Below are 15,721 nucleotides of genomic sequence, written 5' to 3' on the forward strand. Positions count from 1 at the left end.
ACCTTCAGGCCGCTCTCGGCCGCCAGATCTGGCGGATACGGCCATCGATGAACAAAAGTCCCGAAAAGATCACCAGCATGCCCAGGATCTGGATCGGCAGAACGGTTTCGTTCAGCACCGTGACGCCGATCAGCAGCGCCGAAATCGGAGCGATGAAGGTCGTGGTGGCAAAATTGGTGGCGCCGACGCGCGGCAGGATCCTATACATGATCTGAAAGGTGAAGGCCGTGGACAGAAGGCCGATTGCCAGCGCCGCGGCCCAGCTTTCCGGGCGGGTCATCACGGGCACCCCTTCGCTGACAAAGGCGACGGGAATGGCGACAAGGGCTGCTCCGGTCAATGCGATTGCCGCAAAGGCGGTCGGCTCGACATGCTGAAAACTGCGGGTGATGTTGAGCGACAGCGCATAGCACAAGGTTGCGCCCAGGCACGCCAGAACGGCCCAGAGCTGCGAGGCGCCGCCGGATGACAGGGCGGGCGAGACGAGGATCGCAGCGCCGATGAAACCGATGAAAACGCCGGTGAACTTGGTGCGGGTCGCCTTTTCGCCACCAATCCAGAAATGAGAGATGACGGCGGTGACCATCGGGGTCAGGGCGTTGATGATCGCCGCGATACCGCTGGCCAGATGCGCCTGCGCCAGCGGAAATAGCGCAAAGGGAATGGCATAGGCTATGACGCCCAGCGCGCCCAATTGCAGCCAGAGTCGTGGGTCGCGCGGCACTGATTTGCGCAGGGCGAAAAGAAAGACCCAGCAGCCAAGGGCTCCGATCCCCACACGGAAAGAGGTCACCCAGAGCGGGCCGATCTCGCGGATCAGTATGGCGTTGAACACAAATGAGCAGCCCCAGATGGCGCCCAATGTAATAATTAAAAACCAGTCCCGCAGACTCATTCCGATCCCCTGAAAACTCGCGCGACGCTATGCCCGGGAAGAACCCAGGTCGAACCGATTTTGACGATGGGTGTGATCAATTGCGGTGATGTGGGCCTCGCCACCGGCAAGCCAGTGCTAAAGGCCGATTTCACCGCCGGCGAGCATGCGCAGGGCTTCGGGATAAATCCGGTGTTCCTCCACCAGAACACGCGCCGACAGCGTGTCCGACGTGTCGTCTGCAAGCACGGGCACACGGGCCTGCAGGATCGCGGGGCCCTCATCGAGGCCGGGCGTCACGAAATGCACCGTGCAGCCATGCTCGCCAACGCCATCGGCCAAGGCGCGTTCATGGGTGTGCAGACCCTTATAGGCGGGGAGCAGGGAAGGGTGGATATTGATCATCCGGCCCTGCCAGCGGGCGACGAAATCCTCGCCCAGAATACGCATGAAACCGGCGAGGCAGACAATGTCGGTCTCCCAGCTTTCCAGCACCTGGGTCATGGTGTCTTCGAACATGTCCCGGCTGGGAAACCTGCTCTGCGCCAGAGAGGCCGTGGCGATGCCGTTTGAGGCGGCAAGGCCGAGACCCGGCGCGCTGGCCTTGTTGGACAGCACGCCCACGATTTCAGCTGGATAGTCAGGTGCGCGCGCCGCCTCGATCAGCGTTGCCATATTGGAGCCGCGTCCTGAAATCAGGATGGCGACCTTCTTGCGGCTCACAGCGACAGCTTGCCGCGGAAGGTGACGGCTTCGCCACCCCGCTCGGTCAACGTACCGACGATGGCGGCGATTTCGCCGGCGGCATCGAGGTGCCGGACGAGGTTTTCGGCGTCGTCCGGCGCCACGGCCACCAACATGCCGACGCCGCAATTGAAGGTGCGCAGCATTTCGCGCTCCGCCATGCCGCCAGTGCGGCTGAGCCAGCCAAAGACCGGGGGCACATTGACTGCGCCCAGATCGATGTCGGCGGCCAGTGCGTCAGGCAAAACGCGCGGAATATTGTCGATGAAGCCGCCGCCGGTGATGTGGGCCAGTGCCTTGATGTTGAGTCCGGCGCGAAGCGCGGCGAGCAGCGGCTTCACATAAATGCGGGTGGGTTCGAGCAGGGCCTCGGCCAGGGTCTTGCCCTCGGCGAAGGGGGCAGGGGCGTCCCAGGCCAGGCCAGACAGTTCGACGATCTTGCGGACCAGCGAATAGCCGTTGGAATGAACACCCGAGGAGGCAATGGCCACCAGAACGTCGCCAGCGGCAATATCGGTGCGGGGCAGGAGAGCGCCACGCTCGGCCGCGCCCACCGCAAAGCCGGCCAGATCATAATCATCGCCGTGATACATGCCCGGCATTTCCGCGGTTTCGCCGCCGATCAGCGCGCAACCGGCGAGGCGGCAACCATGGGCGATTCCTTCGACGATGGCCGTGCCCTGCGCCACGTCGAGCTTGCCGGTGGCCAGATAGTCGAGGAAGAACAGCGGCTCGGCCCCTTGCACCACGAGATCGTTGACGCACATGGCGACGAGGTCCTGCCCGATCGTATCGTGCCTGCCGGTATCGATGGCGATCTTGAGCTTGGTGCCGACGCCATCATTGGCCGCCACCAGAACAGGGTCGGTGAAGCCGGCGGCCTTGAGATCGAACAGGCCGCCAAAGCCCCCGATCTCGCCATCGGCGCCGGGGCGGCGCGTGGAGCGCACAGCCGGCTTGATCGCTTCGACCAAGGCATTGCCGGCATCGATATCGACCCCTGCCTGCTTGTACGAAAGTCCGTTTGGTGGCAGGTTTTGCGCGTCGGACATGAGCCTCAATGCCAATGCTGGGGATTGCGGGCGCAACAGGATGCGCGCGATCCGGGTTGGTTGAATTTTTCGGTGCTGGCCGTTAGACGGCCTGATAGCTTTTCGGTTACTCATACGCAAGGGCCGCCCGGCACCATGACGCTCAGAAATCAAGTGTTCATCTGGATCGGCCTGCTGCTGGTGCTGATCCTGTCGCTATGGATTTTCCGCGGCATCCTGCTGCCATTCGTGGTCGGCGCCGCGCTGGCCTATCTGCTCAATCCGCTGGTCAACCAATTGCAGCGCTGGCGTTTCAACCGCGTCTGGGCCAGCGTGGTGGTGCTTTTGTGCATGATGGCCATCGTCGTCACGCTGTTCTCGATTTTCCTGCCATTGATCGGGCAGCAGATCGTTGGCCTCATTCAGCGCCTGCCGGCCTATTTCAGCGATCTGCAGCAATTGGCGACTCGCTATTCGCCCGAGCTCAATGAGTGGCTTGGACCGGAGCGGGCCGGGCAAGTGCAGGCGAGCATTAATGACCTGACCCGCAATGCGCTGGGATTCATCGCTACGCTTCCGGCCGAACTGGTCAATATTGGCCTGACCGGCGCGGCGGTTGTCGGCTTCACCATTCTCTCCCCCGTCGTTGCCTTTTATCTGCTGCTCGATTGGGAAGGCATGGTGCGGGGCATCGATGGATTGCTGCCAAAGGCCCACAAGAGCGAAATCAAATCCATCCTGCACGACATCGACCGGTCCATGGCCGGGGTTATTCGCGGGCAGGGCGGTGTGCTGCTGATCGACGCCGCATTCTATGCTTCGGCGCTGAGTCTCGCTGGGCTCAACTACGGCCTCGCCGTCGGCCTGATCGCCGGATTGCTCAGCTTCATTCCCTTTGCAGGCTTCACGCTCGGCCTGGCGCTGTCGGTGGGCATCGCCATCGTGCAATTTGCGCCGAACTGGTGGGCGGTGGCCGGCATAGCCAGCATTTTCCTGTTCTGGCAATTCATCGAGGGCAATGTGCTCTATCCCAAGCTGGTGGGCTCCTCGATCAATATCAATCCGGTCTGGATGATGTTTGCGCTCCTGGCCATGGGCGCCCTGTTCGGCTTTGTCGGCCTTCTGTTGGCCGTGCCATTGGCGGCCATCGCCTCGGTTCTGGTGCGTTATGGGGTGCGCAAATACAAGGAAAGCGCCCTTTACCTGGGGCCCGAGCCCGGCGGGGCCGATGACGATGCCGCTGCCTGAAAACGGAATACGGCAATTGCCGCTCGATCTGGGTCACGAGCCATCGCATGCCGAGGATGATTTTCTGGTGGGCGATGGCAATGCGCTGGCGCATGCGCGCATCCTGGCCTGGCCGCTTTGGCCCGATGGAATGACGGTGCTGATCGGGCCCGCCGCATCCGGCAAATCGCATCTGGGGCGGATATTCGTGGAGCGAAGCGGGGCGCTGGTCGCAGCCCCCGAAAATATCGCCGCTATTGCCGCGTCGGGCGGAAACGCGCCGCTCCTGATCGAGGATGTGGATCGCGCCCATTATGATGAACACGCCTTGTTCCATCTGCTCAACCAGGCCATGCGCGGCGAACGCAGCCTGTTGATGAGCGCGCGCGAGGATATTGCCAATTGGCCACTCCAAACCGACGACGCGCGTTCCCGGGCCCGGCGGGCGCCAATTTTCCGGCTGGAGATCAGCGACGACATCGAACTGTCACAGATGATGGTAAAACTGTTCGCGGATCGGCAGATCAGGGTCGATCCCAAGGTGGTGGCATATGTGGTGCAGCGCATGGAGCGCAGCCAGCAGGAAGCCGCCGCCCTTGTCGATCTGATGGACCGGCTGGCCCTTGCCAAGGGGACGGCCATTACGCGTAATCTGGCGGCAGAGGCGCTGGCGCATCGCCAGGACAGGCGGGCCGCTGCCCGCGAACAGGATTTGGACGACCACGACGATGAATGATTCCGGTGATTTCGCTGAAAACTCTGCGTCCGGTCCCGATATCGAGGCCCTGCGCACCAGCCCGGCCCGCTTCGTCAACCGCGAGGTGAGCTGGCTGCAATTCAACATGCGTGTGCTGGAGGAAGCGGGCAACACTGCCCATCCCTTGCTGGAACGGCTGCGTTTCGTCTCCATTTCTGCGAACAATCTCGACGAATTCTACATGGTGCGCGTTGCCGGAATCAAAGGGCAGATCCGGGCAGGCCTCTCCAAGCAGAGCGCCGATGGCCTGACCCCCAGCGAACAGCTCGAAGAGATCGGTACGCTGGCCCAGCACCTGCAATTGGAGCAGCAGGATCAGTGGAAGGATCTGCGCGAAGAACTATTCGCGCAAAACGTGGTAATTCACGAGGCCGATGACCTCAGCCCAGAACAGGTCGGCTATCTGCAAAAGCTGTTCCGCGAGGAAATTTTCCCTGTCCTCACCCCCATCGCGGTCGATCCGGCCCATCCCTTTCCCTTCATCCCCAATCTGGGTCTGGCGCTGGCCTTCGAACTGAAGCGCCCCAATAGCGACCAGAATCTCACGGCGCTGGTGCGCATTCCCGGCAATCTCGACCGCTTCATCAATCTGCCGCTCGACCTCGTTTCCGAAGGGCGCAGCGAAGTCGTGACCATCGATACTTTGGTCAAGCTCTTCTTCCACAAGATGTTTCCCGGCCATGAAGTGGTCGGCTCCGGCGCCTTCCGTATCATCCGCGACAGCGAGATCGAAATCGACGACGAAGCGGCTGACCTGGTGGTGGAGTTCGAATCGGCGCTGCGCCAGCGTCGGCGCGGGCAGGTGATCCGCCTCGAAATAGAGCGCTCCATGCCGCGGGCGCTCAAGCGGCAGATCGGCGAACAATTGGGCGTCAAGGAGGCCGATGTCTTCGAAGTGCAGGGCTTTCTCGGCCTCGCCGATGCCCGCAAGATCTGCGATATCGACCGACCCGACCTCAAGTTCACGCCCTATCTGGCCCGGTTCCCCGAGCGCATTCGCGACTATAACGGCGACAGCTTCGCCGCCATCCGCGCCAAGGACATTCTGGTCCACCACCCCTTCGAGAGCTTCGACGTGGTGGCGCAATTCCTGATGCAGGCGGCGCGCGATCCCGATGTCGTGGCCATCAAGCAGACGCTTTACCGCACCTCCTCGGACAGCCCCATCGTCAAGGCGCTGGTGATGGCGGCGGAAGCGGGCAAGTCCGTCACCTGCCTGGTCGAACTCAAGGCGCGCTTCGATGAAGAAGCCAATATCCGTTGGGCCCGCGATCTCGAACGGGCCGGGGCGCAGGTCGTGTTCGGCTTCATCGAACTCAAGACCCACGCCAAGCTGAGCCAGGTCGTGCGGCGCGAAAAGGGCAAGCTGGTCAGCTATTGCCATATCGGCACCGGCAATTATCATCCGATCACCGCCAAGATTTACACCGACCTGAGCTATTTCACCATCGACCCCGCCATTACCCGCGACGTTGCCCGGGTGTTCAATTTCATTACCGGCTATGCCCGCCCCACCGAGCTGGAAACGCTGGCGGTCTCGCCGGTCAACCTGCGCCAGACGCTCATCGACAATATCAACCGCGAGATCGAATTGGCGCGCGGCGGCCAGCCGGCGCATATTCTCTTGAAAATGAACTCGCTGGTGGACCCCCAGGTCATCGACGCGCTCTACGACGCCAGCCAGGCCGGGGTGAAGATCGAGCTGATCGTGCGTGGCATCTGCTGCCTGCGCCCGGGCATTCCCGGCTTCTCCGATAACATCCGGGTCAAATCGGTGGTCGGCCGGTTCCTCGAACACAGCCGCATCTATTGCTTCGGCAATGGCGAGATGATGCCGTCGGCGCGGGCCAAGGTCTATATTTCCTCGGCTGACCTTATGGGCCGCAATCTCGATGGTCGTGTCGAAGTAATGGTGCCGATCCTCAACAAGACCGTGCACAAACAGATTCTCGACCAGATCATGGTTGCCTATCTCAAGGACAATCACCAGAGTTGGGAAGTGTTGCCCGATGGAAGTTCCCATCGCATTAGGCTGGCCGAAGGCGAGGAAATGTTCAACGCCCACGCCTATTTCATGACCAATCCCTCGCTGTCCGGCCGCGGCAGCGCCGGCATGGTGGAGATCGACGAAGGTTGAGCGTGACACAATTCTGGGGCGTCGATGCCGATCCGACCGCGCAGGGGCGCATCAAGGGCGCTCGTCCGGTCGCGGTTCTGGACATCGGCTCCAACTCGGTGCGCCTCGTGGTCTATGAACGCCATGCCCGCGCCCTGACCCCGCTATACAACGAGAAATGCTCCTGTGCCCTGGGCCGCGGCATGGCCAAGAGCGGCAAGCTGTCCAATGCGAGCATGGCGACGGCGCTCGACGCCATCAGGCGCTTCGCGCTGGTGGCGCGCATGATGCGCGTCGGCAAGGTATACGTGCTTGCCACGTCCGCAGTGCGCGGCGCCTCCAACCGTGACGAATTCGTTTCCCAGGTCGAAGCGGTCATCGATACTTCGGTCCGGGTGCTGAGCGGTGAGGAGGAAGCCCATTTCGCCGCCATGGGCGTGGTGGCGGGCATACCCGGCTTCGCCGGCATAGTCGGGGATCTGGGTGGCGGCAGCCTCGAGCTTTCCAGAATCAGCAACGGCTCCGATACCAATGGCGAGAGTTTCGAGCTCGGCGTCATTCGTTTGCAGGACGATGCCGACGGTTCCCCGAAACAGGCCGCCAGCCTGATCCGACAGCGCCTCGAGGGCAGCATTCTGGCCGCCGCCGCCCCGGGCGGCCGGTTCGCGGCAATCGGCGGCACTTGGCGGTCGCTGGCCAAGTTGCATCAAGCGCGCACCGATTATGCGCTGCATATGGTGCAGGACTATGTGGTGCCGGCAGCCGACATGTTGGCCTTCTGCGACGATATCGTTGCCGCCGACTCGCTCAAGACCTATCCCGGCTCGAACAGTGTCAGCGCATCGCGACGCGATCTCGTGCCGATTGGTGCCGCCGTCCTGGCCGAAGTGCTCCGCGCCGGAAATTTTGGCAGCGTCGTCTTTTCGGCGCTCGGCGTGCGCGAGGGCTACCTCTATAGCATGCTGGACCAGCGCGAGCGCTCCATCGACCCGCTAATTCAGGGTGCGGAAGAATTGTCGGTCCTGCGCTCGCGTTCGCCGGCCCATGCCAATGACCTGATCATGTTTACTGCGCAATATCTCGGAATTGCCGGTATTCTGGAATTGCCATCCGAATTGCGGCTGCGCACCGTCGTCTGCCTTCTGGCCGATATAGGCTGGCGCTCGCATCCCGACTATCGCGGTCCCCAGAGCGTCGATGCCGTCGCCTATGGATCGCTGACCGGCGTCGATCATCCCGGCCGCTCATTCCTCGCCCAGACCATCGCCATTCGCTATGAGGGGCCAAAGAGCAAAGCAGGCCAGTCCGTCGTGGCCCTCGGCACGCCGGAGCTCACGGCACGGGCGCGGCTGATTGGCGCCCTGTTCCGGGTCGCCTATCCGATGACGGCGGCGATGCCGGGCATCCTGCTGCGCACGGGCTTCAGTATCGAAGCCGAAACATTGGTGCTGCACCTGCCAGCGGACTTCGCCTTCCTGGATGGCGACCATCTCCGCAACCGCCTGCGGCAGTTCGCGGAGATCGCCGGGCACGAAAGCTCACGGGTGCAGGTCGGATAGATCGGTTCAGCGTTAAGTGAAAACGCTTGCCTCTATTCGGCCGCTTCGGCGCGGGTGACGGCGAATTCAACAATTCCCTGGCGGGTGGCCACGAGGCCGACGCGGCCATGCTTGATGGCCAGCGCCTTGTCCCCAAACAATTTGCGCCGCCAGCCCTTGAGGGCAGGGACATCGGCATCGTCGTCGAGAACCAAAGCGTCAATGTCGTCCGAGGTGGCGATGATCCTGGCAGCAACGCCATGCTGTTCGGCCACGGCCTTGAGCAATACCCGAACCAGGTCTCCGACCGCACCCTTGGGCGAGGGACCGCGATAACGCTCGGGCAGGACGGGTAATTCGGACTTCGGCAGGGCCTCAACGGCCTTGAGCAGGGCCATGATTTCACCTGCCGCGCCGCTGCGGCCGAAGCCGCGCGGCACGGCGCGCAGCTTTTCGAAGGCCTCCGGGGTCAGCGGGCGCTGGGTCGCCAGTTCGGCGATCACGTCATCCTTGAGCACCCGGCTGCGGGGCTGGTCCGTCTCTTGCGCCCGCCGCTCCCGCCATTGCGCCAGCACCTTGAGGGCCGCAAGGTCGCGGGAACGGTTGAATTTCATTTTCAGCCGTTCCCAAGCCTGTTCCGGGCGAACGACATAGGTGTCGACGCTGCGCAAAATGCTCAATTCGTCCTCGACCCAGTCCCAGCGCCGCGTCGCTTCCACTTGCTTGCGCAATTCGCGATAGATGTCGCGGAGCCAGGTGACGTCAGCCAATGCATAGGAAAGCTGCTTTTCCGAAAGGGGACGGGCAGACCAGTCGGTGAAGCGGGAGGACTTGTCGAGTTCCACCTTGCAGATGCCTCGCACCAGGCTGTCATAGGAGGCGCTGTCGCCAAATCCGCAGACACTGGCCGCGATCTGGGTGTCAAAGATGTTGTGCGGCACCACGCCGGTCAGCTTGACGAAGATTTCGATGTCCTGCCGCGCGGCATGAAAAACCTTGGTCACATTGGGGTTGGCCAGCAGCTCGAAGAATGGGGTGAGCCTGATGTCGGGGGCCAGAGGATCGATGAGCACGGCTTCGTCATCGGTCGCCACCTGAATGAGGCACAGCCGGGGCCAATAGGTGGTTTCGCGCAGGAATTCGGTATCAACCGTCACGAATTCGTATCTGCCAGCGCGCTCGCAAAAAGCGGCAAGCGCATCTGTGGAAACAATCAAGTCCATCCGGCTACCGTCCTAGAAAAGTCATTATTCTTCCTAGCAGGTGTGATTGGTTTGCTCCACCGTCGACTTCCCTTGGGGTGAAGAGCGAAAGGCCGATATGCCGCGCAGCTTGACAAGGGCGGGTTGCCATGCGCTTTTCCCGCCCGAGATTCCGGCATTTTTCCAGTAAATTCGAGCTTCGCCATGACCATACATCGCTACCGCACCCACACCTGTGGCGCCCTGACGGCTGCCGATGCCGGCAATAATGTTCGCCTCAGTGGCTGGGTTCACCGCGTTCGCGACCATGGCGGCCTGCTTTTTATCGACCTGCGCGACCACTACGGCATCACCCAATTGGTGATCGATCCTGATTCTGCTGCCTTCGCGCAGGCCGAGAAGGTGCGTTCCGAATGGGTGCTGCGCATCGACGGCGAGGTGAAGCTGCGCGACGCGGCGGCGGTGAATCCGAACATTCTCACCGGCGGCATCGAAATTTTCATCCGCGAGATCGAAGTGCTCTCCGCCGCCAAGGAATTGCCGCTGCCGGTCTTCGGCGATCAGGAATATCCGGAGGATATTCGCCTGCGCTATCGCTTCCTCGATCTGCGCCGCGAAAAGCTGCACGCCAATATCGTTAAGCGCACGCAGATCATTTCGGCAATGCGCGCCGGCATGGGTGGGGCAGGGTTCACCGAATTTTCGACCCCGATCCTCACCGCCTCCTCGCCGGAAGGCGCACGCGACTTCCTCGTGCCCAGCCGCATTCATCCCGGAAAGTTCTTTGCGCTGCCCCAGGCGCCCCAGCAATATAAGCAATTGCTGATGGTGGCGGGCTTCGACCGCTATTTCCAGGTTGCTCCCTGTTTCCGCGACGAAGACCCGCGCGCCGACCGCCTTCCGGGAGAATTCTACCAGCTCGATCTCGAAATGAGCTTCGTCACCCAGGAAGACGTGTGGAACACGGTCGAGCCGGTGATGACGCAAGTGTTCGAGCAGTTCGCCGATGGCAAGCGCGTCACCAAGGGTTGGCCGCGCATCCCTTATTCCGAGGCCATCCGTAGATATGGTTCGGACAAGCCCGACCTGCGCAACCCCATCGAAATCCAGAGCGTGACCGAGCATTTCTCCGGTTCCGGCTTTAAGGTTTTCGCCAGCCAGATCGAAGCCGATCCGAAGGTCGAAGTTTGGGCCATTCCGGCCAAGAACAAGGCGGGCGCCGAGCCGATTGGCCGCGCCTTCTGTGATCGCATGAATGGCTGGGCCCAGGGCGAAGGTCAGCCGGGGCTCGGCTATATCTTCTTCAAGGATGGCGCCGGCTCCGGCCCCATCGCCAAGAATATCGGTGAAGAGCGCACGGCGGCACTCAAGGCACAGCTTGGCCTGACGGATGGCGACGCGGTGTTCTTCGTCGCTGGCCGCCCGGAAAAATTCTACAAGTTCGCCGGGGAAGCGCGCACCAAGGTCGGCACCGATCTGGGCGTCGTCGACACCGAGCAATTCGCTCTGTGCTGGATCGTGGACTTTCCGTTCTACGAATGGAGCGAGGAAGAAAAGCGCCTCGACTTCGCCCACAATCCGTTCTCCATGCCGCAGGGCGGCATTGACGGGCTCAACGGCGACGATCCGCTCTCGCTCAAGGCCTATCAATACGATGCCGTGTGCAATGGTTTCGAAATCGCCTCGGGTTCGATCCGTAACCAGGAGCCCGAAACCATGGTCAAGGCGTTCGAATTGACCGGAAAGAGCCGGGAAGAGGTCGAGGAACAGTTCGGCGGGCTCTATCGTGCCTTCCAATATGGCGCTCCGCCCCATGGTGGTGCTGCCTTCGGCATCGACCGCGTGGTGATGTTGCTTTGCGGTGTGCAGAACCTGCGCGAGATCACCGCCTTCCCAATGAACCAGCAGGCGGAAGACCTGCTGATGGGAGCACCCAGCCCGGCAGACAACAAGCAATTGCGCGAATTGAGCATCAGGCTCAACATCCAGAGCTGACCAGCTCGATCGAACCAGAAAGGGCAGCCCCGGTGCTGCCCTTCATTTTTGGTTAGCGCCAATTAATCTGCGTTAATGACCTGTTAAATCCTTGATTGCTACCGCTTGAATACACCTGTCTCGGAGTGGATTCGTGGCGTGAAGTCAAACTTGTCCCATGTCCTGATGTTGGCTGGCGCCATTCTGGCGTTCGTGCCGATCATTGCCGTGGACTATTTGCTGGACGCTTATGTTCGGTACAAGGAAAAGACGATTGCTCAACAATATGTTGAGACGGTAAGTTCACAAATAAATTTAAGCGCTATGGATGGCGTTGCGGCTCTGCGCAAGGTCGTTGCCGAGAGTCCGTCTCTATGCACGCCGACCTTTGTGACCAATGCCCAGGTGGCCATCGAAACCAGCCTGAACATCAAGCAGTTTCTGGTCGAGAACAACGATAACGTTCAATATTGCGATGCCTATGGCCGGATCGTCGCCTATTCGCCGCTGTCGCAGGTGCTGCCGGTACCGGGGCTGACGGAAACCGTTACCGTGGTGAAATTCGCCGAAATGGCCATGCCCGCGCTCAAGATCAGCCAGGCTTTCGGGGGGGCGCGGCGGGTCTCGGTCTTCGTGCCGTTGCTGAGCCAGTCGGAAGCCGCATTGTCCGAGCCACTTGGCAGTGCAGCGATGATGCGCGTCACTCTGACAAACGGCTTGTCCATCGTTGCCATAGGCGATCCCGCCAGCTTCGACCGGCGCCCGGCAAATACCGAATATGTCAGTGCCCAGAGTTATGCCGGGCAGTTTCCCATCAAGGTGGAACTGGCCGTGCCTTTCGCCATCCTGCGCGCCAATTATGCTGACCTCGACGCTGTCTTCACCGTTCTTGCCTGCATTGCCAGCGCGGCCTTCCTGCTGTTGAACCTGAGTTATGCGCGCCGCACCCGCATGCCGGCCTTTGACCTGGAAAGGGCTATCGAGCGAAACGAGATCAAGCCTTATTATCAGCCGGTGATCAATCTGCGGACCGGCGAACTGGTCGGGTGTGAAGTGCTCTGCCGCTGGGAAAAGCGCAACGGACAGATGATCATGCCGGGCGCCTTCATCGACTATGCCGAGGTGACCGGCCTCGCCATTCCCATGACCCTGTCGCTGATGCAGCAGGTGCGCAACGATCTGGGTGACCTGTGCACGACGCTGCCGGACATGAAGATTTCGATCAACCTGTTCGAAGGTCATTTCCGCGATGGCGGCATCGTGGAAGACGTGCAGGCCATTTTCGGGCAGTCGCCCATCAGTTTCCGCCAATTGGTGTTCGAGATCACCGAAAGACGGCCGCTGAACAATTCTGTCGCCACCACCAGCGTCATTGCCGGCCTGCACGCGCTCGGCTCGCGCCTGGCCATGGATGATGCCGGCACCGGCCATTCCAACCTTGCCTATCTCGCAACGCTCGGCATCGATGTCATCAAGATCGACCGTATCTTTGTGGACATGATCAAGCCCGGTACGACGCAGGTTCCGGTTCTGGACGGGCTGATCGCCATGGCCAAGGATCTCGATTGCGAGATCGTCGCCGAAGGCGTGGAAACAGAAGAGCAGGCGCTGTATCTGCGGGCTCGCGGCGTCTTGCATGCGCAGGGCTATATCTTCGCGCCGGCGCTCAAGGCGGCGGCCTTCAAGGAATTGGCGCTTGCCCTGGGCACGGCTGGCGCACCGCAGATCGACGCCGCCGTTCCCGGTCTTATCTCGACGGCGGCCTGACGCCGTAATTTCGCCCGCAAACGCCATCATCGACTTATTGTCCCCTTTTCAATCGATGTGATTGATGGCACCAACGCGGCGCATGGGAGCGGGGAGGTAATTTACGTGTCCACCGACATCAATGAACAACGCAAGGCTCTGCGGGACGCCGCGCTGCATTTCCACGAATTTCCCAAGCCGGGCAAGCTGGAAATCCAGCCGCTGAAGCCATTGGGCAATCAGCGCGACCTCGCCCTGGCCTATTCCCCCGGTGTGGCCGCGCCATGCGAGGAAATTGCGCAGACGCCCGAAGCGGTGGCGCGCTATACCTCCCGGCAGAACCTCGTCGCCGTGATCTCCAATGGCACCGCCGTGCTGGGCCTCGGCAATATCGGTGCGCTGGCCAGCAAGCCGGTCATGGAAGGCAAGGCCGTCCTGTTCAAGAAGTTCGCCGGCATCGATGTGTTCGATCTGGAGATCGACGAACTCGATCCAAAAAAATTCAGCGATGCCGTGGTGCCGCTCTGGCCAACCTTTGGCGGCATCAATCTTGAAGACATTCGCGCGCCCGATTGCTTCGAGATCGAGGAAACGCTGCGCGAGCGCATGCCGATACCGGTCTTTCATGACGACCAGCACGGCACGGCCATCATCGTCGGTGCCGCTGTTCTCAACGGCCTCGAACTGGCCGGAAAAAACATCGAGGACGTAAAGATCTGCACGTCGGGGGCAGGGGCCGCGGCCATTGCCTGTCTCAACGTGCTGGTGGCGCTGGGCGCAAAACACGAGAATATCTGGGTTGCCGACAAGGATGGCCTAGTGACTCACAGGCGCAATGACGTCAACGACAAGTGGCGTGGACAATTCCGCCGCACCAGCGACGCCACGAGCCTCGCCGAAGTGATTGAGGGCGCCGATGTGTTCCTCGGCCTGTCCGCCGCCGGCGCCTTGAAGCCCGAAATGCTGGCGAAAATGGCCTCCAAGCCGCTGATCCTGGCCCTGGCCAATCCCAACCCGGAAATTATGCCGGAACTGGCCAAGCAAACCCGCCCCGACGCCATGGTGTGCACCGGGCGGTCGGATTATCCCAACCAGGTCAACAACGTCCTCTGTTTCCCCTTCATTTTCCGTGGTGCGCTCGACGTTCACGCCACTACCATCAACGAGGAAATGAAGCTGGCGGCCGTGCGCGCCATCGCCAAGCTGGCACATGAGCCGGGTCTGGAAGTCTCGCCTTCGGGAGCGCCGGCCGTTTATGGCCCGGATCATATCATTCCCAACCCCTTCGATCAGCGCCTCATGCTCCGCATCGCGCCGGCCGTGGCGCGGGCGGCGATGGAATCCGGCGTGGCCAAGAAGCCGATCGAGAACTGGGGTGCCTATCTCGACGGGCTCAACCGTTTCGTTTTCCGTTCCGGTCTGGTGATGAAGCCGATCATCGATCGCGCCCGGGGGAAGGACAAGCGCATTGCCTTCGCCGATGGCGAAGATGAGCGCGTGTTGCGCGCTACCCAGGTGCTTTTGGAAGACCAGATCGCGCGGCCCATCCTGATCGGGCGTCCCGCCGTGCTGGAAGCCCGCATCGAACGCTTCGGCCTCAGCATCAAGCCAGGCGTAGATTTCGAGGTCATCAACCCCGAGGACGACCCGCGCTATCGCGATTACGTCACCCTGTTCCACTCGCTGGTGGGACGCGACGGGGTGACCCCGGATACGGCGCGCACCATCGTGCGGACCAATACGACGGTGATCGCCGCGCTGGCGGTGAAGCGCGGGGAGGCCGATGGCCTGATCTGCGGCTTGCAGGGGCGCTATATCAAGCATGTGCGCGATATCCGCTCGATCATCGGCCTGCAGGACGGAGTCACCGACGTTTCCGCCATGTCGATGCTGATCATGTCGCGCGGCGCGTTCTTTCTCACCGACACCTATGTGACGCAGAGCCCGAGCGCCGACGAAATCGTCGCCATCGCCCTGCAGGCACGGTCGCATTTGAAGCGGTTCAACATCGAGGCTCGCGCCGCGCTGCTGTCCTATTCCAATTTTGGTTCGCGAGAAGGCGATAGCGCCTCCAAGATGCGCGAAGCCTATGAAAAACTACGGCTGGCAGCGCCCGATTTCATCGTCGAAGGCGAAATGCAGGGCGATCTGGCACTGAACGAGTCGCTGCGCGAGCGCTACGTGCCGGGCACGGCGCTGCGCGGCGAGGCCAATCTGCTGATCTTCCCCGATCTGGACGCGGCCAACCTCTCCATGACCCTGCTCAAGGAGATGAACAATGCGCTGTCGGTGGGGCCGATCCTGATGGGTACGAGATCGCCTGCTCATATTCTGGCGCCTTCGGTGACCAGCCGCGGCATCGTCAATATGGCCGCCATTGCCGCCAATGAGGCGCTGGGGCTGGACGCATAAATCGATCATGCCGAAAGAGGATTGGCGGATATGTCTTGATCCCGCCAATCCTCAACCCTGCATTAATTCCTCATTGGGCATAATGGGCTGGTCTAGATCG

The 15,721-nt window shown here is 61.5% G+C and carries 11 protein-coding genes; 7 read left to right on the top strand and 4 right to left on the bottom strand.

Translation table 11 applies throughout. From position 1 onward, the window contains the following. Window positions 1–4: 4 nt before the first annotated feature. The 3 genes from H0482_RS00905 to purM form a co-directional block, all read right to left on the bottom strand. Window positions 5–895: a DMT family transporter gene (locus H0482_RS00905; RefSeq protein ID WP_193728156.1), complete on the bottom strand. Its 891-nt coding sequence runs from the start codon at window positions 893–895 to the stop codon at window positions 5–7. Between the two features lie 117 nt (window positions 896–1,012). Continuing rightward, window positions 1,013–1,549: a phosphoribosylglycinamide formyltransferase gene (purN, locus tag H0482_RS00910; RefSeq protein WP_193729045.1), complete on the bottom strand. Its 537-nt coding sequence runs from the start codon at window positions 1,547–1,549 to the stop codon at window positions 1,013–1,015. A gap of 44 nt (window positions 1,550–1,593) precedes the next feature. After that, a complete protein-coding gene (purM, locus tag H0482_RS00915) occupies window positions 1,594–2,670 on the bottom strand; it encodes a phosphoribosylformylglycinamidine cyclo-ligase (RefSeq protein ID WP_193728157.1) in 1,077 nt (358 codons plus the stop codon). A 135-nt stretch (window positions 2,671–2,805) separates the two neighbouring features. On the opposite strand from purM, the gene H0482_RS00920 reads away from it, so the two are divergent. From H0482_RS00920 to H0482_RS00935, 4 genes are read left to right on the top strand one after another with little or no spacing between them, the layout of a single operon-like run. Further along, window positions 2,806–3,897 carry an AI-2E family transporter gene (locus H0482_RS00920; protein ID WP_193728158.1) on the top strand — a complete coding sequence of 364 codons (1,092 nt, stop codon included), beginning with the start codon at window positions 2,806–2,808 and terminating at the stop codon, window positions 3,895–3,897. Further along, window positions 3,878–4,612: a P-loop NTPase family protein gene (locus H0482_RS00925; RefSeq protein ID WP_193728159.1), complete on the top strand. Its 735-nt coding sequence runs from the start codon at window positions 3,878–3,880 to the stop codon at window positions 4,610–4,612. Before H0482_RS00920 ends, H0482_RS00925 begins: the two co-directional genes overlap by 20 nt. Next, entirely contained in the window at window positions 4,605–6,770 is a 2,166-nt protein-coding gene (locus tag H0482_RS00930; protein ID WP_193728160.1) for an RNA degradosome polyphosphate kinase, read from the top strand. The genes H0482_RS00925 and H0482_RS00930 overlap by 8 nt, the downstream gene beginning before the upstream one ends. Window positions 6,771–6,772: 2 nt before the next feature. Further along, window positions 6,773–8,308, top strand: coding sequence for a Ppx/GppA phosphatase family protein (locus tag H0482_RS00935; RefSeq protein WP_193728161.1), 1,536 nt, complete (start codon window positions 6,773–6,775; stop codon window positions 8,306–8,308). Window positions 8,309–8,340: 32 nt separating this feature from the next. On the opposite strand, the gene rnd is transcribed toward H0482_RS00935, so the two are convergent. Next, window positions 8,341–9,510 (bottom strand): ribonuclease D, encoded by a 1,170-nt coding sequence (rnd, locus tag H0482_RS00940; RefSeq protein ID WP_193728162.1) that lies wholly within the window; start codon window positions 9,508–9,510, stop codon window positions 8,341–8,343. 189 nt (window positions 9,511–9,699) lie between these two features. Between rnd and aspS the strand changes: the two genes are divergently transcribed. From aspS to H0482_RS00955, 3 genes are all read left to right on the top strand, one after another. Next, the gene (gene aspS, locus H0482_RS00945) at window positions 9,700–11,484 is read left to right on the top strand and encodes an aspartate--tRNA ligase (RefSeq protein ID WP_193729046.1); all 1,785 of its coding nucleotides are present in this window, start codon (window positions 9,700–9,702) and stop codon (window positions 11,482–11,484) included. A 138-nt stretch (window positions 11,485–11,622) separates the two neighbouring features. Continuing rightward, window positions 11,623–13,230: an EAL domain-containing protein gene (locus H0482_RS16830; RefSeq protein WP_193728163.1), complete on the top strand. Its 1,608-nt coding sequence runs from the start codon at window positions 11,623–11,625 to the stop codon at window positions 13,228–13,230. A gap of 105 nt (window positions 13,231–13,335) precedes the next feature. Further along, window positions 13,336–15,621 carry an NADP-dependent malic enzyme gene (locus H0482_RS00955; RefSeq protein WP_330998154.1) on the top strand — a complete coding sequence of 762 codons (2,286 nt, stop codon included), beginning with the start codon at window positions 13,336–13,338 and terminating at the stop codon, window positions 15,619–15,621. Window positions 15,622–15,721: the final 100 nt, after the last annotated feature.

The sequence above is a fragment of the Devosia faecipullorum genome (genome assembly GCF_015158295.1).
GTDB lineage: Bacteria > Pseudomonadota > Alphaproteobacteria > Rhizobiales > Devosiaceae > Devosia > Devosia faecipullorum.